The organism is Streptomyces sp. NPDC101152 (assembly GCF_044768275.1).
GTDB lineage: Bacteria > Actinomycetota > Actinomycetes > Streptomycetales > Streptomycetaceae > Streptomyces.
Map to the genome: position 1 here is coordinate 293,002 of NZ_JBIWPO010000004.1, position 25,436 is coordinate 318,437.

Here is a 25,436-nt window from a genome sequence, read left to right on the forward strand (position 1 = left end):
GGTCCGTTTTCGCACGGCATCGGCGATGCGCGCGAATTGGCACTCTTCGGTGATGCTTGCGAGGTTTTTCCGCAGCCTGTTCGGGACGTGCGGCCACCCGTTCGCGGACTACCTGTTCGGGGGCGTGCCCTCGATCGGGCGGCCGAGGACGCCGGGCCGCCGCTGCCACGGAAGCGGCCCGGAAGGCGGCCGGTAACCGACGCCCAGGGCGTCCAGACGCCGGTAGTGGACGGCCATCCGCCGCTCGAAGTCGGCGAAATCCCGCTCCTGCGAGGCCGGCAGGGAACTCCACGCGACCTCGGCGAAGGCCACGAGGCGCGGGAAGGTCTGGTAGTCCACGCGCGCCTGGTCCTCCATCACCTCGGTCCACACGTTGGCCTGCGCGCCGAGGACGTGCCGCGCCTGTTCGGGCGTCAACTCCGATGGAACGGGCTCGAAGCGGAACACGTCCTCCAGGGTGCGGACGTAGGCGATGGGGACCGGCTCGTCGTCGTCCACGTCCTGCCGGTAGTCCAGATACACGTGCTGTTCGGGGCACATGACGACGTCGTGCCCGGCCCGCGCGGCGGCGACCCCGCCGGCGTAGCCGCGCCACGAGGACACGGCCGCGCCCGGCGCGAGGCCGCCCTCGAGGATCTCGTCCCAGCCGATGAGCCTGCGCCCGCGCGCGGTCAGCCACTTGTCGAAGTGTCCGATGAACCAGGCCTGCAGACCGTCCTCGTCACCGACGCCGAGTTCCGCGATGCGGGCCTGCGCGGTGGGCGAGCGCCGCCACTGGTCCTTGAGGCATTCGTCACCCCCGACGTGGACGAACCGCGAGGGGAAGAGGTCGAGCAGTTCCTCGAACACGCCCTCGTAGAAGCGGAGGGTGTTGTCAGTGGGGGCCAGTACGTTGGGAGAGATTCCCCAGTTGTCCCAGACGCAGAGGGCGGTGGTGTCGATGACGTCCGTGTTGCCGAGCTCCGGGTACGCGGCGATGGCGGCCTGCGAGTGTCCCGGTACGTCGATCTCGGGGACGACGGTGATATGCCGCTCGGCGGCGTAGGCGACGATCTCCCGGATGTCGTCCTGGGTGTAGAAACCGCCGTGCGGTCTCTCGTCCCACAGCGGCGAGGCGCGGTGGCCGATTTTCGTGCGGGCGCGCCATGAGCCGACCTCGGTCAGCCGGGGGTACCGCTCGATCTCGATGCGCCAGCCCTGGTCGTCCGTCAGGTGGAAGTGCAGGACGTTGAGTTTGTGCGCCGCCATCAGGTCCAGGTAGCGCAGGACGCCGTCCTTCGGCATGAAGTGCCGGGCCACGTCGAGCATGAGGCCGCGCCAGCCGAAGCGGGGGGCGTCCTCGACGATCCGGTGCGGGACCACGTGCCGGGCCCCGGGCCGGAGCGGGGCGCGGCGGAAGGCGTCGGGGCCGAGCAGTTGACGGAGGGTCTGCGCGCCCCAGAACACCCCGGCGGGAGAGCCGCCGCGGATCTCGACGCCCCGGTCGGTCACGGCGCTCAGCCGGTAGCCCTCGGGCTCCAGGGAGTCGTCCAGGCACAGCCGTACGGAGTTGTGGGCGTCCTCGGGCCCGGCGGGAAGCGGCAGGCCGAGCGCCGCGCCGAGGGTGGAGCGCAGCCAGCGCTCGGTGTCCTCCGTACCCGGCGCCGCCCACAGTGCCGTGCCGGCATCCAGCTCGACACCGCGGCCCACCGGCCCTTCGACGGCGACCGGCGCCGGAATCAGCCCACTGTCCGAAGCAAGGTCGGTCAGGTCGTTCAGGTCGGTCACGTCAGTCACGCGAGTCCTCACGAAGGGTCGTTGCAGCATGCGCAATGGACATTCCACCCTGCACAACCAAGGCTAGGGATTACGGGACCCCGCCCACAAGAGGTCTCGACCACTTCGTGACACACGAAGGCCCTCGGAGCGCACCCAGGCGCGCCCCGAGGGCCTCCCACGCGTCAGACGGACGGGGCTACTTGCCGTCCTTGCCCTTGTCGCCGCCGCCGGCACCCATGGAGTCGTAGATCTCCTTGCACATGGGACACACGGGGTACTTCTTCGGGTCGCGGCCCGGCACCCACACCTTGCCGCACAGCGCCACGACGGGGGTGCCGTCGAGGGCGCTCGCCATGATCTTGTCCTTCTGGACGTAGTGGGCGAAGCGCTCGTGGTCGCCGTCGCCGTGGGACACCTGCGGCGTCGGCTCTACGAGGGTCCCCGTACCAGTCCCGCGCTCGGGCTCAAGAGTGCTCATAAAGGCCAAGGGTACTGAAGCCCGTACGGATCAGTTGAGCGAAGGGTCGTCCGGGTAGGTGGCCACCATCGCGAGTTCGTTGCGCTGGCGGCGCAGCACCTCGCGCCAGAGTCTCTCCGGGGACGGCGAGGAGACGTCGCCGGGTTCCGACTCGACGACGTACCAGGCGCCCTCGACCAGTTCGTCCTCCAGCTGACCGGGGCCCCAGCCCGCGTACCCGGCGAAGATCCGCAGCGAGCCGACGGCCGAGGCGAGCAGTTCGGGCGGGGCCTCCAGGTCGACCAGGCCGATCGCGCCGTGCACCCGGCGCCAGCCGAGTGGCGCCCCGTCGACGGACGAGCCGCCCGGGATGACGGCGACCCCGAGGGCCGAGTCCAGGGACACCGGGCCGCCCTGGAAGACGACGCCCGGTTCACCGGCGAGGTCCCCCCAGCCCTCGAGGATGTCGCCCACGTCCACGGGGGTCGGGCGGTTGAGGACGACACCGAGGGAGCCCTCCTCGTCGTGGTCGAGAAGGAGCACCACCGCACGGTCGAAGTTCGGGTCCGCCAGGGCGGGCGTTGCCACGAGCAACCGCCCTGTGAGCGAGGACACCTCGGTCATGCCAGACATGATCCCGCATCTTCCCCGGGAGTGGGGAGGCAATCGGCGCAAGGAGGGGGAATGCAGCTCAGGGCGGACAGAGGCACGGGCGGGCGCACAGCAGGACCGGTGACCCCATGTGCCCGGCGGTGAACGGCGCGTGTTGTGACAGACCTATGACGTCGCTGGGCGGTACTCGGGCTTCCAGAAGGGGGGTGGGCGGCGATTACCCTTTCCCTTCTGGCCCCTGCCCCACTCATCGGAACGCGAGATACATGACCGTCAACGACGATGTCCTGCTTGTCCACGGCGGAACCCCGCTGGAGGGCGAGATCCGTGTCCGCGGTGCGAAGAACCTCGTGCCCAAGGCCATGGTCGCCGCCCTGCTGGGCAGCTCTCCGAGTCGCCTGCGCAACGTTCCGGACATCCGTGACGTGCGGGTCGTACGCGGGCTGCTGCAACTGCACGGGGTGACGGTCCGCCCGGGTGAGGAGCCCGGCGAGCTGGTGATGGACCCGTCGCATGTCGAAAGCGCGAACGTCGCTGACATCGATGCCCACGCGGGTTCTTCCCGTATCCCGATCCTCTTCTGCGGTCCGCTGCTGCACCGTCTCGGCCACGCCTTCATCCCCGGGCTCGGCGGCTGCGACATCGGCGGCCGGCCGATCGACTTCCACTTCGAGGTGCTGCGGCAGTTCGGCGCGCGGATCGAGAAGCGTGCGGACGGGCAGTACCTGGAGGCGCCGCAGCGGCTGCGCGGCACGAAGATCCGGCTGCCGTACCCGTCGGTGGGCGCCACCGAGCAGGTGCTGCTGACGGCCGTCCTCGCGGAGGGCGTGACGGAGCTCTCGAACGCGGCCGTGGAGCCGGAGATCGAGGACCTGATCTGCGTCCTGCAGAAGATGGGCGCCATCATCGCGATGGACACCGACCGGACCATTCGCATCACCGGTGTGGACAGCCTCGGCGGCTACAACCACCGCGCGCTCCCGGACCGTCTGGAGGCCGCGTCCTGGGCGTCGGCGGCGCTGGCGACCGAGGGGAACATCTACGTCCGCGGTGCCCAGCAGCGCTCGATGATGACGTTCCTGAACACCTACCGGAAGGTCGGCGGCGCCTTCGAGATCGACGACCAGGGCATCCGCTTCTGGCACCCGGGCGGGCAGCTGAAGTCCATCGCGCTGGAGACGGACGTGCACCCGGGCTTCCAGACGGACTGGCAGCAGCCGCTCGTCGTCGCCCTCACGCAGGCCACGGGCCTGTCCATCATCCACGAGACGGTGTACGAGTCCCGGCTGGGCTTCACCTCCGCGCTGAACCAGATGGGCGCCCACATCCAGCTCTACCGCGAGTGCCTGGGCGGCTCCGACTGCCGCTTCGGCCAGCGCAACTTCCTGCACTCGGCGGTCGTCTCCGGCCCCACCAAGCTCCAGGGCGCCGACCTGGTCATCCCCGACCTCCGCGGCGGCTTCTCCTACCTCATCGCCGCCCTCGCCGCCCAGGGCACGTCCCGCGTCCACGGCATCGACCTGATCAACCGCGGCTACGAGAACTTCATGGAGAAGCTCGTGGAACTGGGAGCGAAGGTCGAACTGCCGGGCAAGGCGCTCGGCTGAGCACCCGCCGCGACGTGACTGCCGGCAGGGACAGCATCCCGCCCGGCTGGGGGTCCGGGGGTCATCCCCCGGATAGACACAGCATGGAGAAGCTCGTGGAGCTCGGGGCGAAGGTGGAGCTGCCGGGCAAGGCGCTCGGGTAGCAGTTGTTGCACTAACGCCGATGGGGCGGCCACCCGAGTCCGGGTGGCCGCCCCATCGGCGTTAGTGGAGAACTGCGCGACCGGCCACGGCGGTCCCGTCGGCCGAGGGGCGGCCCGCAGTTGCCCGGCGCTCGAAGCGGAGCGCTCAGTTACCCTTGGCGGCTTCCTTCAGCTTGCTGCCCGCCGAAACCTTGACGCTGTAGCCGGCCGGGATCTGGATCGGGTCGCCGGTCTGCGGGTTGCGGGCGGTGCGAGCGGCACGGTGGGTGCGCTCGAAGGTCAGGAAGCCGGGGATGGTGACCTTCTCGTCGCCCTTCGCGACGATCTCGCCGACCGTCTCGGCGAACGCGGCCAGAACGGCGTCGGCGTCCTTGCGGGTCACCTCGGCGCGGTCGGCCAGCGCGGCCACCAGCTCACTGCGGTTCATGTTCTTACTCCCGTGTCTAACTTGCCGTTGAGGCGTGCCACGCGGCGGAGCCGCATGTTAGGCGCTGTAAAGTCCGATGCGCTCGCGCCCAGGGACGCATCCTGCCCCTACCTGCGGCGGGAAAGCCAATCCGGCACCCGTGGGAGTCGCTAGAACACCCTTGGGAGTCACACGGAAGGCCTGCGCGTGCCCGCCACCCTAGAGGGCGGCCGACGGCCCGTGGTTCCGCGACGCGCCGACGGCGGGGGCCACGGTGGCGATGCTCACAGCGCGCCGGCTCCACAGCCCCTGCACAGTACGTCACGGCTACGACACCCGAGCCGCACCCTCGACGCTACGCCATCCCTACGACAGCGCGCCCGCCGCCTTCGCGGCCTCCCGCACCGCGCCGGCGACGGCGCCCGCGACCTTGTCGTTGAAGACGCTCGGGATGATGTAGTTCGGGTTCAGCTCGTCCTCGGTCACCACATCGGCCAGGGCCTGCGCGGCGGCGAGCATCATCTCGGTGTTGACGGTGCGGGACTGGGCGTCCAGCAGGCCGCGGAAGACGCCCGGGAAGACCAGCACGTTGTTGATCTGGTTCGGGAAGTCGGAACGGCCGGTGGCCACGACGGCCGCCGTCAGACGGGCGATCGCCGGGTCGACCTCGGGGTCGGGGTTCGCGAGCGCGAACACGATCGCGCCCTCGGCCATGGCGGCCACGTCGTCGCCGTCCAGCACGTTCGGGGCGGAGACGCCGATGAAGACGTCGGCTCCGCGAACGGCTTCCTTCAGGGTGCCGGTCAGGTTCTCCGGGTTGGTGTTGTCGGCGATCCAGCGCAGCGGCGAGTCGCCGGGGGCGTCCCGCAGGTCCTCGCGGCCGGTGTGCACGACACCGTGGATGTCGGCGACGACGGCGTTCTTCACGCCGGCGGCGAGCAGCAGTTTGAGGATGGCCGTGCCGGCCGCGCCGGCGCCGGACATGACGACGCGGATGTTCTCGATCGCCTTGCCCGTGCAGCGAAGTGCGTTCTTCAGGGCGGCGAGCACGACGATCGCGGTGCCGTGCTGGTCGTCATGGAAGACGGGGATGTCGAGGGCCTCGCGCAGCCGTGCCTCGATCTCGAAGCAGCGGGGCGCGGAGATGTCCTCGAGGTTGATGCCGGCGAACCCGGGGGCGATCGCCTTGACGATCTCGACGATCGCGTCGGTGTCCTGGGTGTCCAGGCACAGCGGCCAGGCGTCGATGCCGGCGAACCGCTTGAAGAGGGCCGCCTTGCCCTCCATGACGGGCAGGGCGGCCTTGGGGCCGATGTTGCCGAGGCCGAGCACGGCGGAGCCGTCCGTCACGACCGCAACGGAGTTGCGCTTGATGGTGAGGCGGCGGGCGTCCTCGGGGTTCTCGGCGATGGCCATGCAGACCCGGGCCACACCGGGCGTGTAGACCATGGAGAGGTCGTCACGGTTACGGATGGGGTGCTTGGACTGCATCTCGATCTTGCCGCCGAGGTGCATGAGGAAGGTACGGTCCGAGACCTTGCCCAGGGTGACGCCCTCGATGCCGCGGAGCTTGGTGACGATCTCGTCGGCGTGCGCGGTCGAGGTGGCCGCGATGGTGACGTCGATCCGGAGCTTCTCGTGTCCCGAGGCGGTGACGTCGAGGCCGGTCACCGAGCCTCCGGAGGACTCCACGGCGGTGGTGAGCTGCGAGACGGCGGTTCCGCTCGCGGGCACCTCCAGCCGGACCGTCATCGAGTAGGAGACGCTGGGCGCCGTTGCCATGGCCGACTTCCTCTTCCGCTCAGGTTTGCTGCGCGGTGTCTGCGCCGGTCATCCCCGCCGACCTGTTTTTCTGCTGGGGGTCCGGGGGTTACCCCCCTGGGAAGACGCAGCCACCGTGTGACGCTGGTATGCCGTCCGATGGTCGCACCTACTGCCGGGTAGGCGTTAGCCGCGCTGGATTGCGATCGTTTTGTTCATAACGCCAAGAGGCCCACGCCACATGGGCGCGGGCCTCTCGGTTCGTTCAGTGACACCGACCCGCCATGCTCGCCTCGCGGCAAGTGGTCGCTCGTAGCGACGAAGGTTGGGCCCGGGGGCGTGGATCGGGCCGGTGTCACACCCAGGCTAACAAACAGATCCCGTAAGGCCATTCCCCGACCGAGAGTTCATCCGCTTCTCATCCTCGGACCAGGCGGAGGAGCTAGTCCCGGAGCAGGTCGGGTACGCCGTCCGGGTCGGGCTGGTCGCGTTCCCCGGAGACGATCGTCAGCTGCTGGGTGGCGCGGGTGAGGGCGACGTAGAGCACGCGCAGGCCGGCCGGGGACTCGTCGGCGATCTCCGCCGGGGAGACGACGACCGTCGCGTCGTACTCCAGGCCCTTGGCCTCCAGGCTGCCGAGGGCCACCACCCGGTCGCCGAGCCCGGCGAGCCAGCGCGCTGCCTCCTCCCGGCGCTGCATGGCGACGACGACGCCGACGGTGCCGTCGACGCGGTCCAGGAGCCGGGCCGCCTCCTCGCGGACCGTCTGTGCCAACGACTCACGTACGACCCTGAAGCGTGGCTCGACGCCGGTGGACCGTACGGCCTTCGGGGGCTGGGAGCCGGGCATGGCGAGGGCGAGGACCTTGGACGCGAGTTCGGCGATCTCGGCGGGGTTGCGGTAGTTGACGGTGAGTTCGAAGCGGCGCCGGGGGCGGGTGCCGAGGGCCTCGTCGCGGGCCTCGGCCGCCTCGTCGGGGTCGGACCAGGAGGACTGGGCGGGGTCGCCCACGACCGTCCAGGTGGCGTGCCGGCCGCGGCGGCCGACCATGCGCCACTGCATCGGCGTGAGGTCCTGCGCCTCGTCGACGATGACGTGGGCGTACTCGGTGCGCTCCTGGGCGAGGCGTTCGGCGCGTTCGCGCTGCGACTCCTCGCGCACCGGCATCAGTTCCTCGAGGCCGGTGAGCTGGTCGAGCGGGTCGAGTTCGCGCTTCTTGCGGGGGCGGGCGGGGACGCCGAGGACCGCCTGGAGCTCGTCGAGCAGGGCGATGTCGTGCACGGAGTACCCGTCGCGGCGCAGGGAGCGGGCGACGCGGCGGATCTCGCCGGGGTTGAGGATGCGGCGGGCCCAGCGGCCCAGGCGCCGTTCGTCGGCCATGGCGGCGAGGACGGCCTTCGGGGTCAGCTCCGGCCACCACGCGTCGAGGAACTCGGTGAAGGAGTCCTCCGAGGTGATGTCCTCGTCGAAGGAGGACCGCAGCTCGGCGGCGAGTTCCGGGTCGCTCTGCCGGGCGCCCGCGCCGGACCGCGCCCACAGGGCGTCGAGGAGGAGCTTGCGGGCGCGGGGGCGCAGCAGGTTGACGGGCGCGGTGCCGCCGAGGGCCGACTGGCGGATGTGGCCCAGTTCGGCGGCCTGCAGCTCCAGGCGGCGGCCGAAGGCGACGACGCGCAGCCGGGAGGGCGGGCCGGCGGGGGTCTGGGCGGACGTGTCGTCCTCGCCGAGGGCGAGTTGGCGCGCGTCTGCGGTGCCCGTCCCGGCGGTGGACGCGCCCGGTCCCAGTTCCAGGGCGCCCCGCGCCGCCTTCCGCAGCACCTTCAGCATGCGGGAGGAGCCCTTGGCGCGGGCCGTGGACGGGGAGTCGTACAGCGTGGCCTCCGCGCCGTCGACGAGGGAGCCGATCGCGCGGATGGCGACCTGGCCCTCCTCACCGAGGGAGGGCAGGACGCCCTCGGTGTAGGCGACCAGCAGGGGGGTCGGGGAGACGATGAGGATGCCGCCCGCGTAACGGCGCCGGTCCTGGTAGAGGAGGTAGGCGGCGCGGTGCAGGGCGACGGCGGTCTTGCCGGTGCCCGGGCCGCCCTCGACGTACGTCACGGAGGCGGCGGGGGCGCGGATGACCAGGTCCTGTTCGGCCTGGATGGAGGCGACGATGTCCCGCATGGTGTGGCTGCGGGCCTGGCCGAGCGCGGCCATCAGGGCCCCGTCGCCGATGACGGGCAGTTCGTCGCCGTCGAGGTAGGCGGTGAGCTCCGGGCGCATCAGGTCGTCCTCGACGCCCAGGACCCGGCGGCCCTTGGAGCGAATGACCCGGCGCCGTACGACCCGGCCGGGGTCGACCGGGGTGGAGCGGTAGAAGGGGGCCGCGGCCGGGGCCCGCCAGTCGATGACGAGCGGCGCGTACTCGGCGTCGAGGACCCCGATCCGCCCGATGTGCAGGGTCTCGGCGATGTCGGCGGTGTTGTCGTCCCGTACCGCGCCCTCGGCGGGTTCCACGGCGGTGTAGGCGCCGTCGGGTCCCTTCTTCCCGTCCTTGCCGAGCAGCAGGTCGATCCGGCCGAAGAGGAAGTCCTCGAACTCGTTGTTCAGCCGGTTCAGGTGGATCCCGGCGCGGAAGACCTGGGCGTCCCGCTCGGCGAGCGCGCCGGGCGTGCCGACCTGGCCGCGCTGGGCCGCGTCGTTCATCAGGAACTCGGCCTCGTGGATCTTCTCCTCGAGCCGCCGGTACACCCGGTCGAGGTGTTCCTGTTCGACGCTGATCTCCCGGTCACGACGTGAGTCGTGATCCGGGCCGACCGCGGTTTCCTGCTGAGCCTGAGCGGCCACCGGGCCCCCTTCTGACGTGCTGGGCAGCCGTCAACCGTACGCGAAGGGGACCCGTCAAAGCTACGCGGACCACGCGTGGATCTCGGCCGAGACCTACGCGTTGACCTGGACGAGCTTCTTGCCGTCGAAGGTCATGACCTCGAAGTGGTCGATCTCGTTGGGCTGGAAGGCGGCGCCGCCCTGCGCGTACAGGGGCTGCTTGGCCTCCTCCACCTTGGCGTTGGGCATGCCGTAGCCCCAGGTGGGGACCGACCAGGAGGACATGGTCTCGCGCTCGCCGTTCTTGCCGACGGCGATGAGCGAGCACTTCAGCGGGCCCTTGACGTTGCTGAGTTCGACGACGCCCCAGGTGCCCCAGTCCTTCTTCTCCATCGCCACGGTCGCCTGGACCTTGGTATTGGCGTCGGTCGCCGACACCTTGTCGGAGATCTGACCGAAGGCCGCCTTGGCACCGGCCGCCAGCGGGGTGGCGCTGGTGCCGCCCGAGCTGCCGCCGTTCACGGCCATGACCGTGAGCGGACCGCCGATGATCAGCGCGGCCGCCGCCGCGACCAGGTAGAAGCCCTTGCGGCGCTTCACCGCCCGGCGCTCGGCGACCTCGTCGACCAGCTTCTCCGCGAGCCGTGGGCTGGGCCGTGCGGAGAGCGACTCGCCGATCGCGGGCGTGCCGGTCCCCGGCAGGTCCGCGAGCGCCGCCAGCATGGGTTCCATGCCGGCCAGCTCGTCGAGTTGCTGGGCGCACCATTCGCAGGTCGCGAGATGGGCCTCGAAGGCGGTCGCCTCGGCGTCGTCGAGGATGCCGAGGGCGTAGGCACCGACCGTTTCGTGCTCGCTCGGGCCCGGAGATCCCATCATGGGGCCAGACATACCCGAACCACCCGTTCCGAATCCACCGTAAACACTCATGCCGTCACCCCCCGCTCCTCCAGAGCCAGCTTCATCGACCGCAGGGCGTAGAACACCCGGGACCGCACGGTTCCGCTGGGAATGCCCAGCGTCTCGGCCGCCTCGTTGACGGTACGCCCCTTGAAGTACGTCTCGACGAGTACCTCCCGGTGGGCCGGGGTCAGGTCGTCGAGCGCGTCGGACAACGTCATCAGCCACAGCGCCTTGTCGATCTCGTCCTCCGCGGGGATGACCTCCAGCGGCGACGGATCGACCTCCTGCGGCCGGGCCTGCCGGCTGCGGTGGCCGTCGATGACGATGCGGCGCGCGACCGTCACCAGCCAGGGGCGTACCGATCCGGTCGCTCGATTGAGCTGGCCGGCGTTCTTCCAGGCACGGATGAGCGTCTCCTGGACCACGTCCTCGGCGCGCTGCCGGTCTCCGGCGACCAGGCGCAGTACATAAGCAAGGAGAGGTCCGGCGTGCTCCCGGTACAGGGCACGCATCAGCTCCTCATCAGGTTCCGAGGGCTGGGACATGCGATGTCGGGCCCTCGATCCACGTTCATTGGCCACGACGGAATCCTTGCGCACGCCCACCTCCGATGTCCGGGGGTTCCCCCGTTCGGTCGCTCGTGCACAGGTACGGATGCGGTCCCCGTCATGTTCAAAGCGGCGCGACAGTTTTCTTCGGGGTGTCGTGACGAGAGGGACATGAGAGCACATTCCCCCCGCGCGATCTTTACATCTCCGCCATAACGGCAAGATCCGGCCAGTTGCCCGAGAGGGGTCGGAGGCAAACGGGATGTTGTCGAAATCACTTCGACAACATCATGCCCCCCACTGCGCACAAGGCGCATTCCGGACGTTCAGGCGCGCGCGAGCGCCGCCCTGCGACGGTGCCGGGCCACCCGTTCGCGGTTCCCGCAGACCTCGCTGGAGCACCAGCGCCTCCTGCGCCCCCGGGACGAATCGACGTAGAAGATCGGACAGTTGTCCCCCTCGCACTGCCGCAGTCCGGCCCTGGCGACGGGGTCGGTGAGCAGTTCGACGGCGTCCCGCGCGATCGCCCCGAGCAGTTGCGCGCACCCCGGCGGACCGTCCAACTCCCTGACGAGCGCCCCGTCCGCACGCCGCACGGCGCGCGGGGCCGGGGGCGCGGTCCGGGCGATCTCGTTCACCCGGCCGAGCGCGACGTCGTACGCGGGCCGGTGGACGGCGGCCGACACGCCGCGTACCAACTGGCCGACCCGTCCCCGCAGTTCACGGAACTCGACCAGCCAGGCCGGGTCGGCGTGCGCCAGGGACGTGCCCGGCGGCACCAGTCCCGCTCCCACGATCCAGGCGCAGAGCACCTCGAGGGAGTCGAACCGTTCCTCGGGATGCGTGGTCGCCAGGAGGTCGAGACAGATCCGCCCGGCGTCGAACCGCAGCTCGAAAGGGACCGTGGCCGTACCCAGTGCCATGTGCCTGTCACCGCCTGGGGCTGGGGTGGGGAACCGTTCCTCTTACAGTGCCTGCCCGCTCGCGCCGCCGGAACCCCTCGTACCGCCGAGGTGGCCTGGCCGACCACGGCCTCCCCGTCCGGTGTACGGCCGTACCGCGGTCCGCTGGACGGCCGTACCGGTCAGGTGTCGGCGTACTTCGCGTCCGCCGCGGGATCCAGGGCCAGTCGGTAGCCCCGCTTGACCACCGTCTGGATCAGCTTCGGCGCCCCGAGTGCCGTGCGCAGGCGGGCCATGGCCGTCTCCACCGCGTGCTCGTCGCGGCCGGCTCCCGGCAGGGCGCGCAGCAGCTCGGAGCGGGCCACCACCCACCCCGGCCGCCGGGACAGCGCCCGCAGCAGGGACATCCCGGCGGGCGGCACCGGCTTGAGGTCGCCGTCGACGAGCACCGCGTGCCCCCGGATCTCCACCCGGTGCCCGGCGATGGGCAGGGTCCGCGCCCGTCCCGGGAGCTCCTGGCACAGCAGTTGCACAAGCGGCCCGAGCCGGAACCGCTCCGGCTGGACGGTGTCCACACCCCGGGCCTGCAGCGGCAGGGCGGTGACCGGCCCGACACAGGCGGGCAACACGTCGTGGTGCAGGGCGGCGAGCAGTTCGGCCAGCAGCCCCCGCTCCTCGGCCCGGTTCAGCAGGGAGGCGGCGGCGGGCGCGCTGGTGAAGGTGAGCGCGTCCAGGCCCCGCGAGACGGCGGCGTCCAGCAGCCGGTCCATCGGCCCGAGGTCCTCCGGCGGCATCCACCGGTACACGGGCACCCCGACGACCTCGGCGCCGGCCGCCCGCAGCGCCTCCACGAACCCGGGCAGCGGCTCACCGTGCAGCTGGACGGCGATACGGCGCCCCTCGACGCCCTCCTCCAGCAGCCGGTCCAGCACCTCGGCCATGGACTCGCTCGACGGCGACCACTCCTCGGTGAGACCAGCGGCCCGTATCGCCCCCTTGACCTTGGGCCCGCGCGCGAGCAGCTCGACGGCCCGCAGCCGGTCCAGCAGCGGCTCCCCGAGGCCCCAGCCGTCGGCGGCCTCGACCCAGCCCCGGAAGCCGATGGCGGTGGTGGCCACCACCACGTCCGGCGCCTGGTCGATCAGATCCTTCGTCGCCGCGAGCAGTTCGCTGTCGTCGGCGAGGGGCACGATGCGCAGGGCGGGTGCGTGCAGGACGGCGGCTCCCCGTCGCTGCAGCAGAGCGCCCAGCTCGTCGGCCCGGCGCGCGGCCGTGACACCCACGGTGAAACCCGCGAGTGGGCCGTGCTGACCGGGCGCCGGTGCCTGCTGTTCGTCGTACATGGCTCTCGTCCCGAACTCGAGTCGTCGTACATGAGGTACGGCGGTACCTGCATGCCGAACGAGCCTGTCAACGGTGCGTGACAGGCTCGGTTCGGCTTCATGTCGCCGGTGTTACGTCACACCTCGGCATAGCTGAGCTGCGGCTTGGCCTCTGAGGCGGCCGTGGCCGGAGCGTTCGCGGCCGAACGTCGAAGGTATACGGCCCAGGTCACCGCGAAGCAGAGGGCGTAGTAGGCGAGGAAGGCGACGAAGGCGCCCGTGCCGGAGTGGTAGGAGAGGAAGGACTGGCGGAAGGCCATGTTGATGCCGACGCCGCCGAGCGCGCCGACCGCACCGATGAGGCCCATCGAGGCTCCGGAGAGCCGACGACCGTACTTGGCCGCCTCCTCGCCCTCCAGGCCCTTGGCGAGCGCCTTGTTCTGGAAGATGCCGGGGATCATCTTGAAGGTCGATCCGTTGCCCACACCGGCGAGCGCGAACAGGGCGACGAACGCGACGACGAACAGGGGGAGCGACTTCTGCATGCTGGCGACGACCAGGACGGCGGTGGCCACGGCCATGCCGATGTAGTTGTAGAGGGTGATCTTCGCGCCGCCGTACTTGTCGGCGAGCCAGCCGCCCACGGGCCGCACCAGCGAGCCGAGCAGCGGGCCGATGAAGGTGAGGTACGTCGCCTGCAGCGGCGTGCGGCCGAACTGGTTGGTCAGCACCTGGCCGAAGGCGAAGCTGTAGCCGATGAAGGAGCCGAACGTCCCGATGTAGAGGACGGACATGATCCAGGTGTGGGCGTCCTTGGCCGCGTCCTTGGCGGCGCCGGTGTCGTTCTTGACGTTCTCGATGTTGTCCATGAACAGCGCGGCGAGGACGGCGGCGACGACGATGAGCGGGATGTAGATCCCGAGCAGCACGCGCGGGCCGCCGCTCGCGCCGATGACGGCGAGGGCCACCAGCTGGATCGCGGCCACGCCGATGTTGCCGCCGCCGGCGTTCAGGCCGAGGGCCCACCCCTTCTTCCTGAGCGGGAAGAAGGCGTTGATGTTGGTCATGGAGGAGGCGAAGTTGCCGCCGCCGATGCCGGCCAGCAGGCCGATCCACAGGAAGGTGTCGAACGACGTCCCCGGCTTCATGACCGCGAACGCGGCGACGGTGGGGATGAGGAGGAGACTGGCCGAGATGATCGTCCAGTTCCGGCCGCCGAAGATCGCGACGGCGAAGGTGTAGGGGACGCGGACGACGGCGCCGACGAGCGTGACCATCGAGGTCAGCAGGAACTTGTCGGCCGGGGTCAGCCCGTACTTCGGCCCCATGAAGAGCACCAGCACGGACCACAGGGTCCAGATCGAGAACCCGATGTGCTCGGAGAGTACGGAGAAGAGGAGGTTCCGCTTGGCGATCTTCTCCCCCGTCTCCTTCCAGAACGTCTCGTCCTCGGGATCCCACTGCTGGATCCAGCGGCCTCCCCTGCTGGGTGCGGGGGCTGTACTAGGGGCTGTCATGACGCCTCCACGGTGCTCCGGGGCTCGGTCGTGCTTGGGGCAGATGAGCGGTGATGAGTCCCGAAGGTAGGGAGGCGGCGTTTCCGCCCTGTGGCACTGGGTGACCGCAAGGGAACGTTGCTCTCACCCGGCGAGGGGACGGGATGAGAGGTTCTGCGCTCGTAGGTTACGGGGGGCTCTTGGCAAGGCGGGGGCGACGGTGAAGTCAGGGGGCGGGCCTGGAGACCGCGGTGAGGTCGATGTCGATGCGAAGGGGACGGAGAGCTTGAGGCGGTCGTGGAAGATGCCCATGAGCCCTTGACATGCTCCTCGCCCTGACGGGCGAGGATTCTGGCTTCCTGTTTCTTCGCGCTGTGCCGGGATCACTCACGGTCTTACCGGCGCTCCGCAGGCCGATACCGCCAGTCCGGCGGCCCTCTTCACGTTGATCGCGGCGTTCGTGTCCCGGTCGTGGACCGTGCCGCAGGCACCACAGGTCCACTCCCGCACGTTCAGGGGCTTGGGCCCGTCCTTGACGCCGCAGGCGGAACAGGTCTGGGAGGTCGGTTCGAACCGGCCGATCTTCACCAGGGTGCGCCCGTACCGCTCTGCCTTGTAGGTCAGCATGTGGATGAACGATGCCCATCCGGCGTCGTGCACGGACTTGGCCAGCCTGGTACGCCCCAGTCCCGCCACGGACAGGTCCTCCACGGCGATTGCTTGGTTCTCGCAGATCAGCCTGGTGGAGAGCTGGTGGTGGAACTCACGGCGGGCGTCAGCAACCTTGGCGTGGGCGCGGGCGGCCTTCAGGCGGGCCTTGGCCCGGTTCTTCGATCCCTTCCGCTTGCGGGCCAGCTCCCGCTGGGCCTTCTTCAATTCCTTCTCCGCACGCCGCAAAAAGCGCGGGGAGTCGATCTTCGTGCCGTCGGACAGGACGGCGATGGGGGTACCCCTCTGGGGGAGGGTGAGGCCGAGGTCGATGCCGATGGTGCTGTCGGTCTCCGGCATGCGGGCCGCGTCGGCGGCGGGGTCGGTGTCGATGACGAAGGACGCGAAGAATCTGCCCGCGGCGTCCTTGACCACGGTGACCGAGGACGGCGGGGCGGGCAACGGGCGCGACCACCTCACCTTCACCGCACCGATCTTCGGCAGGCTCAACCGGCCCCCGCTGGTGATGCCCCAGCGGGCATGGGCGGTGAACCGGACCGACTGCCGGATGTCCTTGCTTGACTTCAACCGCGGTGCCCCCACCTTCGGGCCCTTGCGGAGACCTTTGACGGAGGCGAAAAAGGCACGGTAGGCGGCCTCGGCGTCCCGCAGGGACTGCTGCACCGACGAGACCTCGCCCAGCCAGGACCGCTCCTTCGTCCGCTTCGCCTCGCTGATCAGCTTCCGGGACAGCTCACCGGCCGTCGGGAACGGCTGCCCGGCCTTACGAGCGTCCTCACGGCCCGCACGGTGTCGTTGAACACGACCCGGGCACACCCGAACGCTCTGGCCGAAGCGGCCTGTTGAGCGGCATCGGGGCACAACCTGTAGCTGTAGCGGAGCTGCATGACGATCACACTAGTGCCGCGGCAGGCAACGTTTGCCCGGTAAGGAGCGGCGTCCGGGGCGTCCTCTCGGCGTGCCGGACGAAAGCCCTCGTACTGGACGTACTTGGGGTTTCGGCCGGTGCGGCGAGAGGGCGTGCCGGGCGTCGCGACGGGGCAAACGTTGCCTGTCGCGGCACTAGGCACCCCGACCCGTGTCGCCATCCAGAACATGTGCGTGAGCCGTCACCGTCACGAGCGGGGGTTGGCTCCGCCGGAACGACACCGCGACTCCAAAACCACCCCGGCCCACGCATTACCGTCAGCCCCTCCGCCTGGGCGGCCTTCCTCTGCCGCGCCACGGCGCGCCAGGCAGGCTCAGCACCGGAACAGCTCCCCGTCGGCGGACGGAATCCAGCCGTCCGCCGGGCGGCGTAGCCAGCCCTCCGTTGACGACAGCTCCGTCGCCGCGTGTCGAAGCGCGTCGAAGGCCGGGTGGGACAGACCTCTGCGCCAGACGAGGGACACCGGGGACAGGGGGACGGGGGCGGTCAAGGGACGCAGGACTGTGCGGGACAGAGGTGGGAAGTCCGTCACGGCGAGGACCGGGTGGCGCAGTTTGGCCATGATCCGCTCGAACTCCTCGTCGCCGACGGCCAGGGGCGCGGGTGGGGCGACGGCTATGCCCCGGCCGTCGAACAGGCGGTGCGCCAGGTCCGTCCACTCCGGGGTACGGGGGTTTCCGGCGCCCGCGTACACCGTCTCGCCGGCCAGCGCGGCGAGCGGCACCGCGGCCAGGGACGCCAGGTGGTGGTCGTCGGGCAGGATGACCGCCATGGGTTCGTAGCGGACGGGCTGGTGTTCCAGGCCGGCCCGTAGTGCCGGGTCGAGTCCCGCGAACCGGCCGAAGGACGCGTCCAGGCTCCCGGCGAGCAGTTCCTGGGCCGCGCCGGTCAGTCCGCTCTCGTAGCGGGCCATCAGCTCGTGGCCGGGGGCGAGTTCGCGGGCCCGGTGCAGGACGCGGCGGCCGGTGACCAGGCCCGGCGAGTTCAGGTCGACCAGCAGCGGGCGGGCCTGCCCGAAGGCGCCGAGCAGCGCGTCCTGCGCCGCGAGCACCCGGCGCGCGTACGGCAGCAGTCGCTCGCCGTCGGCGGTCAGCGCCACCTGCCGGGTGCTGCGGACGAACAGGTCGGTCCCGAGCTCCCGTTCCAGCCGCCGCACGTCCCGGCTGAGCGCCTGCTGGGCGACGTAGAGCCGGGCGGCGGCGCGGGTGAAGTGCAACTCCTCGGCGACGGCGACGAAGGCGCCCAGGAGGCGGGGGTCGAGGTGGCGGGACGTGGGCATCCGCAGAATTTACAACGGGGGTGAGTCAATCCGGCTTCGGTAGGTGTTGGACCCGGTGATCACAACGGGGCGACCGTGGTGGGCATGCCGCAATCGACTCCCCACGACGCCCCGTTGTTCACCGTCACCGCCGACACGCTCGTCGTCGTCGACTTCAGCCCCCGCACACGTCCCCCCGGTCCCTACCGCCGTCTCCTCGCCGTCCCCGGCGCCCGTGCGTTCACGTTCGGGAATCTGCTGGCCCGGCTCCCCATGGGCATGTTCAGCGTGAGCGCGGTCGTGATGATCGCCGGTGCGCGGGGTTCGTACGCCCTCGCCGGTGCCGTCACCGCGACCGGCCTCACGGCCACCGCGCTGGTCGCGCCCTGGATCGCGCGGCTCGTGGACCGGCACGGGCAGGCCCGGGTCGCCGTACCGGCGACGGCGGTCGCCGTTCTCGGCTCCCTCGCCCTGCTCCTGTGCGTGCACTACGGCGCCCCGGCCTGGACCCTCTTCGCCGCCCACGCCGCCACCGCCACGACACCCAACACCGGCGGCATGGCCCGCGCCCGCTGGAACCACCTGCTCAGCGGCGACGAACGGGCCCTGCACACCGCGAACTCCTTCGAACAGGCCGCGGACGAGGCCTGTTTCATGCTGGGCCCGGTGCTCGCGGCCTTCCTGTGCGGGACGTTCTTCCCGGAGGCGGGCACGCTGGTCGGGGCGGTGCTGCTGCTGACCGGCATGCTGGTGTTCGCCGCGCAGCGCTCGACCGAGCCGCCCGTCCGGCGCCGTACCGCCGCCAGGTCACCGCTGCGGAGCCCGGGGATGCCGCCGCTGCTCGCCGTCTGTCTGGCGACGGGCGCGGTGTTCGGGTCGACGGAGGTCGTCACGATCGCGTTCGCGGACGCACATGGTCATCGTGCGGCGGCGGGGGTCGTGCTCGGGCTGCAGGCGGCGGGGTCCTGCGGGGCGGGGCTGGCGTTCGGGGCGATGAGGCCGGGCGGGTCCGCCGGCCGTCGCCTCGCGTGGTGCCTGGCCGCGATGACGGGGCTGCTGACCCTGCCTCTCCTCGCCGCCTGCCTCGCCGGCTCGCTCCCGCTGCTCGGGGGCGCCCTCCTGATCGCCGGGACGGCGACCGCGCCGATGATGGTCACCACCATGACGCTGGTGCAGCGGCGCACCCCGCCCGGACGCCTCAACGAGGGCATGACCCTCGCGGTGACCGGCCTGCTCGGCGGGATCGCCTGCGGCTCGGCGACCGGCGGCTGGGCGGCGGACCACCTGTCGGCGGCGGCCGGTTTCGGCGTACCGGTTGCGGCGGCCGCGCTGGCGCTGACGATCTCCCTCACCACACGCACTTCGAACAGCAATTCCTGTCAGATGCGTTGACGCGCTCACAACCCGCACCTACCGTCCTCCGTCGAAGCGCTTCGACGCCAGGCATCGAAACGATTCGACAGTTACCCATCCGACTCCTGCGGAGGCACGGGATGTTGACGGCACGAAGGCGTGTGACGACGGTCACGGCCGCGCTCCTCAGCGGGGCGCTGCTGCTGACCGCATGCGGCGGCTCGGACAGCGGGTCCTCCGACGCCAAGACGCTCAAGCTCTGGCACTACGAGGGCCCCGACAGCGCGATGGGCGTGGCCTGGAACGAGGCGATCAAGGAGTTCGAGGCGAAGCACCCGGGCGTGAAGGTGAAGTTCGAGGAGAAGGGCTTCGAGCAGATCCAGAAGACGGCGCCCATGATCCTCAACTCCTCCGACGCGCCCGACCTCATGGAGTACAACAAGGGCAACGCGACCGCGGGCCAGCTGTCGAAACAGGGCCTGCTGACCGATCTGACGGCGGAGGCGACCAAGCGCGGCTGGGACAAGATGCTCAGCCCGGGCGTGGCCACGACCAGCCAGTACGACACCAACGGTGTGATGGGCTCGGGCAAGTGGTACGGCGTGCCCAACTACGCCGAGTACACGATGGTCTACTACAACAAGGGCCTGTTCAAGAAGTACGCGATCGCCGAACCGAAGACGTTCGACGAGCTGACCGCCGCCATGGACAAGTTCGTCGCCAAGGGCGTCACCCCGCTCGCCAACTCCGGCGCCGAGTACATGGCCCAGCAGTACCTCTACCAGCTCGCCCTCTCCAAGGCCGACCGCTCGTGGGTCGACAAGTACGAGCTGTACAAGGGCAAGACGGACTTTCACGACGCGGCCTGGACGTACGGCGCGACCACCTTCGCCGACTGGGTGAAGAAGGGCTACATCGGCAAGAACTCGACCAGCACCAAGGCCGAGGACGCGGGCGTCTCCTGGATCCAGGGCAAGGCGCCGATCCTGTTCTCCGGCAGCTGGTGGTACGGCCGCTTCCAGCAGGAGGCCAAGTTCGACTGGGACACCACGCTGTGGCCGGGCTCGAACCTGACGCTGGGCTCCGGCGGGAACCTCTGGGTGGTCCCCAAGAACGCCAAGAACAAGGACCTGGCCTACGACTTCATCGACATCACCATGTCGAAGAAGATCCAGAACCTGCTCGGCAACAAGGGCGGCATCCCGGTGGCCGCCGACACCAGCGCCATCACGGACCCCAAGTCCAAGCAGCTCATCGACAACTTCAACACGGTCAGCAAGCGTGACGGCCTCGCGTTCTACCCGGACTGGCCGGTCAACGGCTTCTACGACACCCTCGTCTCCGAGACCCAGAAGCTGATCACGGGCAACGAGAAGCCGGACGCCTACCTGTCCAATCTGCAGCAGGCCTACGACAAGGGTGCGCCGACGAAATGACGGTCACCGTCGAACGGGGTGCGCGGGCCGTCGGCAAGGATCCGCACGCCGGCCCGCGCCGCCCCCGTACCCGCGACTCGTACGCCCTGTTCCTGCTGCCCGGTGTCCTCGCCTTCACGGCGATCATCATCGTTCCGTTCCTGATGAACACGGGCGTGAGCTTCACCGAGTGGCAGGGCGTCGGCAGCCCCAAGTGGACCGGGCTCGCCAACTACCGCGCGCTGATGGACGACTCCGAGTTCTGGGCGTCCTTCCGGCACAGCCTGTTCATGGTGATCGCCATGGCCGCCGTGCCGACGGTGCTCGGCCTGGTGCTGGCGGCCGCCCTGTTCGACTTCGTCGGCAAGCACTTCGGCAGCAAGATGGCTGCCGTCCTGCGCGCCTGCTTCTACCTCCCGCAGGTGCTGCCGATCGCTGTCGCCGGCATCGTGTGGAGCTGGATCCTCGCGCCGGACAACGGCTCCCTCAACGAACTGCTGAAGGCGGTGGGGCTGGGGTCCTGGCAGCAGGACTGGCTCGGTGATCCGGACATCGCGCTGTACAGCGTCATGGGCGTGATGGTGTGGGTCCAGATCGGCTTTCCGCTGGTCGTGTTCATGGCCGGGCTCCAGCGCGTGGACCCGCAGCTGTACGAGGCCGCCGAGCTGGACGGGGCCGGCTGGTGGCGGCGGTTCTGGCACATCACGCTGCCGCAGATCCGGCCGGAGATCTACGTCGTGCTGACCTGGTGCACGATCGCCGCGCTCAAGGTGTTCGGGGCGGTGTACGTGCTGACCAAGGGCGGTCCTGGCGGGGCGACGGACGTGCCGTCGTACTTCTCCTTCACCACGTTCTTCGAGAAGACGCAGGTCGGCTATGGTGCGGCGATCTCCACGATCCTCACCGTGATCATCCTGCTGCTCTCCCTCGGCCTGCTGAGACTCCAGACCCGCAGTGAGGAGGGGGACCGCGCATGACCACCGCCCTGCGCCGCTACCCGGTGCTGATCGCCCTGTGCATCGCGGCCCTCTTCATGGTCGTCCCGTTCCTGATCGTCGCCGTCAACGCCGTCAAGTCACCGGCCGAGTACTCCGAGCACGGCCCGCTGAGCCTGCCCCAGGGCCTGTACCTCAATGGCCTCAAGGACTTCTGGCAGCGCGTCGACTACGGGCAGAAGCTGTTCAACTCGGTGCTGATCAGCGGCTCGGTGGCCGTCCTCGCGGCCGTCCTGTCGGTGCTCAACGCGTACGCGATCGGCATCGGACGGATCAAGGGACGCACCTGGGTCCTGGCCTTCTTCGTGCTGGCGAACATGCTGCCGCAGGAGGCGCTGGTCTACCCGATCTACTACCTGAGCAAGCAGGCCGGTCTGTACGACACCCGGCTGAGCGTGATCATCGTCTTCACGGTGATCCAGGCGGCCTTCGGCACGTACCTCCTCTCGTCCGTCCTCGGTCAGTTCCCGCGCGAGATCATCGAGGCGGCCCGGATCGACGGCGCGAACAAGTGGCAGGTGCTGTGGCGGATCGTCGTGCCGGTGAGCCGGCCGACCATCGGCGTGCTGCTGGTCTTCTTCTTCATCTGGACCTGGAACGAGTTCCTGCTCCCCCTGGTCATGCTGATCTCCAACGACAACCAGACGGTGTCGGTGGCGCTCGGCGTCCTCCAGGGCCAGCGCCTGATGGACGCCACGATGACCAACGCGGCGGCGCTGCTCGGTGTGCTCCCGGCGATCGTGTTCTTCCTCGTCTTCCAGCGGACCCTCACCCGCGGCATCGCCGTCGGTGCTGTCAAGTAAGGACCCCCACGTGAAGTTCACCGATGGTTACTGGCTGCTGCGCGAGGGCGTCACCGCGGCCCACCCCGTCGAGGTCCTCGACGTCACGGCCACGGACAGCTCGCTGGAGATCCACGCGCCGACGCAGCCCATCCGGCACCGCGGCGACCTGCTGAAGGGACCGGTCGTGACGATCAGCGCGCACACGCCGATGCCGGACGTCATCGGCGTCACCTTCACCCACTTCGAGGGCGAGCAACCACGAGGTCCTGAATTCGAGCTGCGGGAAGAGGAGTTGAGCCCGCAGGTCTCCTACGACGAGGAGCACGCGACGCTGACCTCCGGCGCGCTGTCGGTCCGGGTGGCCCGCACCGGCACCTGGCACGTCGACTTCCTCGCCCAGGGTCGCACGCTCACCTCCAGCGGCCCCAAGGGCATCGGCATCATGCGGGACGCGACCGGCGCCCACTATCTGCGCGAGCAGCTCAACCTCGGTGTGGGGACGAGCGTGTACGGCCTCGGTGAGCGGTTCGGGCCGCTGGTGAAGAACGGCCAGGTCGTCGACATCTGGAACGCCGACGGCGGCACCGCGACCGAACAGGCGTACAAGAACGTCCCGTTCTACCTGACGGACGCGGGCTACGGCGTGTTCGTCGACCATCCGGGCAAGGTCAGCTTCGAGGTCGGGTCGGAGGCGGTGTCCCGGGTCCAGTTCAGCGCCGAGACACAGGAGTTGACGTACTACGTCATCTACGGGCCGAGCCCGAAGGAGATCCTGCGCAAGTACACGGCTCTCACGGGGCGTCCGGCGTTGCCGCCCGCCTGGTCGTTCGGGCTGTGGCTGTCGACGTCGTTCACGACCTCGTACGACGAGGAGACGGTGACCTCGTTCATCGAGGGCATGCGGGAGCGCGAACTGCCGCTGTCGGTCTTCCACTTCGACTGCTTCTGGATGCGGGAGTTCAACTGGTGCGACTTCCAGTGGGACCCCAGGGTGTTCCCCGACCCGGAGGGCATGCTGGCCCGGCTGAAGGAGCGGGACCTGCACATCTGCGTGTGGATCAACCCGTACATCGCCCAGCGCTCCCCGCTGTTCGCTGAGGGCAAGGCGCTCGGGCACCTGCTGAAGCGGCCGGACGGGAGCGTCTGGCAGTGGGACATGTGGCAGCCGGGCATGGCGCTGGTCGACTTCACCAGCCCCGCCGCCCGCGACTGGTACGCGTCGAAGCTGGAGGCACTGCTCGCGCAGGGCGTCGACTGCTTCAAGACGGACTTCGGCGAGCGGGTGCCGACGGACGTGGCCTGGTCCGACGGCTCGGACCCGGAGCGGATGCACAACTACTACACCTACCTCTACAACCGGACCGTCTTCGACGTGCTGCGCAAGCACCGCGGGGAGGGCGAGGCGGTGGTCTTCGGGCGGTCGGCGACCGTGGGCAGCCAGAAGTTCCCGGTGCACTGGGGCGGCGACTGCGAGGCCACCTACGAGTCGATGGCGGAGTCCCTGCGCGGCGGGCTGTCGCTCGGGCTGTCCGGCTTCGGGTACTGGAGCCACGACATCGGCGGCTTCGAGGGGACGCCGACGCCCGAACTGTTCAAGCGCTGGCTGGCGTTCGGACTGCTGTCCTCGCACAGCCGGCTGCACGGATCGTCGTCGTACCGGGTCCCGTGGCTCTTCGACGAGGAGTCCGTGGACGTCCTGCGGGAGTTCACCCGGCTGAAGCTGAGCCTGATGCCGTACCTGTACGAGGCCGCGCGCACCGCCCACGCGGAGGGCGTGCCGGTGATGCGGGCGATGGTGCTGGAGTTCCCGGACGATCCCGGGTGCGCGCACCTGGAACGGCAGTACATGCTGGGGCCGGACCTGCTGGTTGCGCCGGTGTTCAGCGACGAGGGGGACGTCAGCTACTACGTGCCCGAGGGCACCTGGACCCACTTCCCGAGCGGACGGACGGTGACCGGGCCGCGCTGGGTGCGGGAGCGGCACGGCTTTCTGAGCGTTCCGCTGCTGGTCAGGCCGGGCGCGGTGATCCCGGTGGGGGCGGTGCGGGACCGGCCCGACTACGACCACGCCGACGGGGTCACGCTGCGGGCGTACGGACTCGAACGCGGTGCGCAGGTCACGGTGCCCGTCGGCGAGGTGACCTTCACCGTCGTCCGCGAGGGGAACACGCTGCGGGCCTCGTGCAGCGATCCGGTGGCGCCGTGGAACCTGGCGGCCGGGGAGCGGACGGCGGCGGCGAAGGCGGGCACCGGGTTCCTCTCGCTGGAGCTGGGCTGATGGTGAAGATCACCGATGTGGCGCGGCAGGCCGGGGTCTCCCCCAGCACCGTGTCCTACGCGCTCAGCGGCAAGCGGCCCATCTCCGAGGAGACCCGGCAGCGGGTGGAGGCCGCCATCCGGGAGCTGGGCTACCGCCCGCACGCGGGCGCCCGCGCCCTGGCCAGCAGCCGGTCCAACGTCCTGGCGCTCGTCATCCCCTTACGCACGGGCATCCACGTCCCGGTCGTCATGCAGTTCGCGGTGTCCGTGGTGACGACGGCACGGCGCTACGACCACGACGTGCTGCTGCTCACCCAGGAGGAGGGCGAGGAGGGGCTGCGGCGGGTCGCGGACACGGCGCTGGTGGACGCGCTGATCGTGATGGACGTCCAACTGCACGATCCGCGGCTGCCGTTGCTGCGCTCGCTGGAGCGGCCGTCGGTGATGATCGGGTTTCCCGCCGACGCGGAGGGGCTGACCTGCATCGACCTCGACTTCATGGCGGCCGGCGAGGCGTGCGTGGAGCATCTGGCGCGGCTGGGTCACCGGGTGGTGGCGCTGGTGGGGTCGCCGCCGGAGGTGTACGTACGGCAGACCGCGTTCGCCCAGCGGGTCGTCCAGGGCTTCACCGCGGCAGCCGATCGCTCCGGGCTGTCCTCCTCCGTGCACCCGTGTGAGGCCTCGCCCTCGGCCGCCCGGCAGGTCGCCGAGCGGCTGCTGCGCGAACAGCCCGCGTTGACGGGGGTCGTCGTGCACAACGAGCCGGTCCTGGAGCCACTGATCGACGCCTTCCAGCAGCTCGGGCTCCGCGTCCCCGGCGACCTGTCGGTCACCGCGATCTGCCCCGACGAGCTCGCCGAGTCCGTCCGTGTCCCCGTCACCTCCGTCGCCCTGCCCTCCGCCGAGGTGGGCGAGCGGGCGGTGCGGCTGCTGATGAAGAAGCTGGGCGGCACCGCCGTACCGGACGCGACGCTGCTGCCGCCCCGGATGACGGAGCGGGCGAGCACGGCGCCGCGCAACGCCTGAACCACCGAATGTGCAAGGCCCTACGTGAAG

19 protein-coding genes and 1 pseudogene are annotated in these 25,436 nt (G+C 70.1%); 7 read left to right on the top strand and 13 right to left on the bottom strand.

Annotated elements, in window-relative coordinates; translation table 11 throughout:
* Window positions 1-108: 108 nt before the first annotated feature.
* The 3 genes from ACIRVK_RS07695 to ACIRVK_RS07705 all read right to left on the bottom strand — a co-directional run bounded on the left by ACIRVK_RS07695 (window position 109) and on the right by ACIRVK_RS07705 (window position 2,839).
* Window positions 109-1,806, bottom strand: coding sequence for a beta-N-acetylhexosaminidase (locus tag ACIRVK_RS07695; RefSeq protein WP_404244507.1), 1,698 nt, complete (start codon window positions 1,804-1,806; stop codon window positions 109-111).
* A 148-nt stretch (window positions 1,807-1,954) separates the two neighbouring features.
* Entirely contained in the window at window positions 1,955-2,236 is a 282-nt protein-coding gene (locus tag ACIRVK_RS07700; RefSeq protein ID WP_404244508.1) for a DUF3039 domain-containing protein, read from the bottom strand.
* Between the two features lie 30 nt (window positions 2,237-2,266).
* The gene (locus ACIRVK_RS07705; RefSeq protein ID WP_404244509.1) at window positions 2,267-2,839 is read right to left on the bottom strand and encodes a YqgE/AlgH family protein; all 573 of its coding nucleotides are present in this window, start codon (window positions 2,837-2,839) and stop codon (window positions 2,267-2,269) included.
* Window positions 2,840-3,093: 254 nt separating this feature from the next.
* Between ACIRVK_RS07705 and murA the strand changes: the two genes are divergently transcribed.
* Window positions 3,094-4,434 (top strand): UDP-N-acetylglucosamine 1-carboxyvinyltransferase, encoded by a 1,341-nt coding sequence (gene murA / locus ACIRVK_RS07710; protein ID WP_404244510.1) that lies wholly within the window; start codon window positions 3,094-3,096, stop codon window positions 4,432-4,434.
* Window positions 4,435-4,722: 288 nt separating this feature from the next.
* Here the strand turns inward: murA and ACIRVK_RS07715 are convergent, their stop codons facing one another.
* From ACIRVK_RS07715 to ACIRVK_RS07760, 10 genes and pseudogenes are all read right to left on the bottom strand, one after another.
* Window positions 4,723-5,004, bottom strand: coding sequence for an HU family DNA-binding protein (locus tag ACIRVK_RS07715; RefSeq protein ID WP_006139383.1), 282 nt, complete (start codon window positions 5,002-5,004; stop codon window positions 4,723-4,725).
* A 345-nt stretch (window positions 5,005-5,349) separates the two neighbouring features.
* Window positions 5,350-6,765 (bottom strand): NAD-dependent malic enzyme, encoded by a 1,416-nt coding sequence (locus ACIRVK_RS07720; protein ID WP_404244511.1) that lies wholly within the window; start codon window positions 6,763-6,765, stop codon window positions 5,350-5,352.
* 421 nt (window positions 6,766-7,186) lie between these two features.
* Complete coding sequence (locus ACIRVK_RS07725; protein WP_404244512.1) at window positions 7,187-9,571, bottom strand: HelD family protein; 2,385 nt, start codon at window positions 9,569-9,571, stop codon at window positions 7,187-7,189.
* Window positions 9,572-9,664: 93 nt separating this feature from the next.
* Complete coding sequence (locus ACIRVK_RS07730; RefSeq protein WP_404244513.1) at window positions 9,665-10,426, bottom strand: anti-sigma factor family protein; 762 nt, start codon at window positions 10,424-10,426, stop codon at window positions 9,665-9,667.
* 47 nt (window positions 10,427-10,473) lie between these two features.
* Window positions 10,474-10,995: a sigma-70 family RNA polymerase sigma factor gene (locus ACIRVK_RS07735; RefSeq protein ID WP_010039908.1), complete on the bottom strand. Its 522-nt coding sequence runs from the start codon at window positions 10,993-10,995 to the stop codon at window positions 10,474-10,476.
* 329 nt (window positions 10,996-11,324) lie between these two features.
* The gene (locus tag ACIRVK_RS07740) at window positions 11,325-11,921 is read right to left on the bottom strand and encodes a CGNR zinc finger domain-containing protein (RefSeq protein ID WP_404244514.1); all 597 of its coding nucleotides are present in this window, start codon (window positions 11,919-11,921) and stop codon (window positions 11,325-11,327) included.
* Between the two features lie 161 nt (window positions 11,922-12,082).
* Entirely contained in the window at window positions 12,083-13,243 is a 1,161-nt protein-coding gene (locus ACIRVK_RS07745; protein ID WP_404244515.1) for a uroporphyrinogen-III synthase, read from the bottom strand.
* Window positions 13,244-13,359: 116 nt separating this feature from the next.
* Entirely contained in the window at window positions 13,360-14,739 is a 1,380-nt protein-coding gene (locus ACIRVK_RS07750) for a nitrate/nitrite transporter (protein ID WP_404244516.1), read from the bottom strand.
* Window positions 14,740-15,042: 303 nt separating this feature from the next.
* Window positions 15,043-16,274 (bottom strand): annotated as a pseudogene (locus ACIRVK_RS07755) (RNA-guided endonuclease InsQ/TnpB family protein); the annotation flags it as partial.
* A gap of 354 nt (window positions 16,275-16,628) precedes the next feature.
* Window positions 16,629-17,594, bottom strand: a complete 966-nt coding sequence (locus ACIRVK_RS07760) for a LysR family transcriptional regulator (RefSeq protein ID WP_404244517.1) — start codon at window positions 17,592-17,594, stop codon at window positions 16,629-16,631.
* Window positions 17,595-17,678: 84 nt separating this feature from the next.
* On the opposite strand from ACIRVK_RS07760, the gene ACIRVK_RS07765 reads away from it, so the two are divergent.
* From ACIRVK_RS07765 to ACIRVK_RS07790, 6 genes are all read left to right on the top strand, one after another.
* Window positions 17,679-18,965 (top strand): MFS transporter, encoded by a 1,287-nt coding sequence (locus tag ACIRVK_RS07765; protein WP_404244518.1) that lies wholly within the window; start codon window positions 17,679-17,681, stop codon window positions 18,963-18,965.
* Between the two features lie 101 nt (window positions 18,966-19,066).
* Window positions 19,067-20,362, top strand: coding sequence for an ABC transporter substrate-binding protein (locus ACIRVK_RS07770; protein WP_404244519.1), 1,296 nt, complete (start codon window positions 19,067-19,069; stop codon window positions 20,360-20,362).
* Complete coding sequence (locus ACIRVK_RS07775; protein ID WP_404244520.1) at window positions 20,359-21,318, top strand: carbohydrate ABC transporter permease; 960 nt, start codon at window positions 20,359-20,361, stop codon at window positions 21,316-21,318. The genes ACIRVK_RS07770 and ACIRVK_RS07775 overlap by 4 nt, the downstream gene beginning before the upstream one ends.
* Window positions 21,315-22,139, top strand: coding sequence for a carbohydrate ABC transporter permease (locus ACIRVK_RS07780; RefSeq protein WP_404244521.1), 825 nt, complete (start codon window positions 21,315-21,317; stop codon window positions 22,137-22,139). The genes ACIRVK_RS07775 and ACIRVK_RS07780 overlap by 4 nt, the downstream gene beginning before the upstream one ends.
* A 10-nt stretch (window positions 22,140-22,149) precedes the next feature.
* Window positions 22,150-24,399, top strand: coding sequence for an alpha-xylosidase (gene yicI / locus ACIRVK_RS07785; protein ID WP_404244522.1), 2,250 nt, complete (start codon window positions 22,150-22,152; stop codon window positions 24,397-24,399).
* Entirely contained in the window at window positions 24,399-25,406 is a 1,008-nt protein-coding gene (locus tag ACIRVK_RS07790) for a LacI family DNA-binding transcriptional regulator (RefSeq protein WP_404244523.1), read from the top strand. The genes yicI and ACIRVK_RS07790 overlap by 1 nt, the downstream gene beginning before the upstream one ends.
* The last annotated feature ends 30 nt before the right edge of the window (window positions 25,407-25,436 follow it).

Coding starts and splice junctions, on each gene's coding strand:
- ACIRVK_RS07720 (WP_404244511.1), bottom strand. CDS start 6,765: ATGGCAACGGCGCCCAGCGTCTCCTACTCGATGACGGTCCGGCTGGAG.
- ACIRVK_RS07775 (WP_404244520.1), top strand. CDS start 20,359: ATGACGGTCACCGTCGAACGGGGTGCGCGGGCCGTCGGCAAGGATCCG.
- ACIRVK_RS07790 (WP_404244523.1), top strand. CDS start 24,399: ATGGTGAAGATCACCGATGTGGCGCGGCAGGCCGGGGTCTCCCCCAGC.
- ACIRVK_RS07695 (WP_404244507.1), bottom strand. CDS start 1,806: ATGCTGCAACGACCCTTCGTGAGGACTCGCGTGACTGACGTGACCGAC.
- ACIRVK_RS07745 (WP_404244515.1), bottom strand. CDS start 13,243: ATGTACGACGAACAGCAGGCACCGGCGCCCGGTCAGCACGGCCCACTC.
- ACIRVK_RS07770 (WP_404244519.1), top strand. CDS start 19,067: ATGTTGACGGCACGAAGGCGTGTGACGACGGTCACGGCCGCGCTCCTC.
- ACIRVK_RS07740 (WP_404244514.1), bottom strand. CDS start 11,921: ATGGCACTGGGTACGGCCACGGTCCCTTTCGAGCTGCGGTTCGACGCC.
- ACIRVK_RS07760 (WP_404244517.1), bottom strand. CDS start 17,594: ATGCCCACGTCCCGCCACCTCGACCCCCGCCTCCTGGGCGCCTTCGTC.
- ACIRVK_RS07715 (WP_006139383.1), bottom strand. CDS start 5,004: ATGAACCGCAGTGAGCTGGTGGCCGCGCTGGCCGACCGCGCCGAGGTG.
- ACIRVK_RS07730 (WP_404244513.1), bottom strand. CDS start 10,426: ATGATGGGATCTCCGGGCCCGAGCGAGCACGAAACGGTCGGTGCCTAC.
- ACIRVK_RS07700 (WP_404244508.1), bottom strand. CDS start 2,236: ATGAGCACTCTTGAGCCCGAGCGCGGGACTGGTACGGGGACCCTCGTA.
- murA (WP_404244510.1), top strand. CDS start 3,094: ATGACCGTCAACGACGATGTCCTGCTTGTCCACGGCGGAACCCCGCTG.
- ACIRVK_RS07780 (WP_404244521.1), top strand. CDS start 21,315: ATGACCACCGCCCTGCGCCGCTACCCGGTGCTGATCGCCCTGTGCATC.
- ACIRVK_RS07735 (WP_010039908.1), bottom strand. CDS start 10,995: ATGTCCCAGCCCTCGGAACCTGATGAGGAGCTGATGCGTGCCCTGTAC.
- ACIRVK_RS07765 (WP_404244518.1), top strand. CDS start 17,679: ATGCCGCAATCGACTCCCCACGACGCCCCGTTGTTCACCGTCACCGCC.
- ACIRVK_RS07750 (WP_404244516.1), bottom strand. CDS start 14,739: ATGACAGCCCCTAGTACAGCCCCCGCACCCAGCAGGGGAGGCCGCTGG.
- ACIRVK_RS07705 (WP_404244509.1), bottom strand. CDS start 2,839: ATGACCGAGGTGTCCTCGCTCACAGGGCGGTTGCTCGTGGCAACGCCC.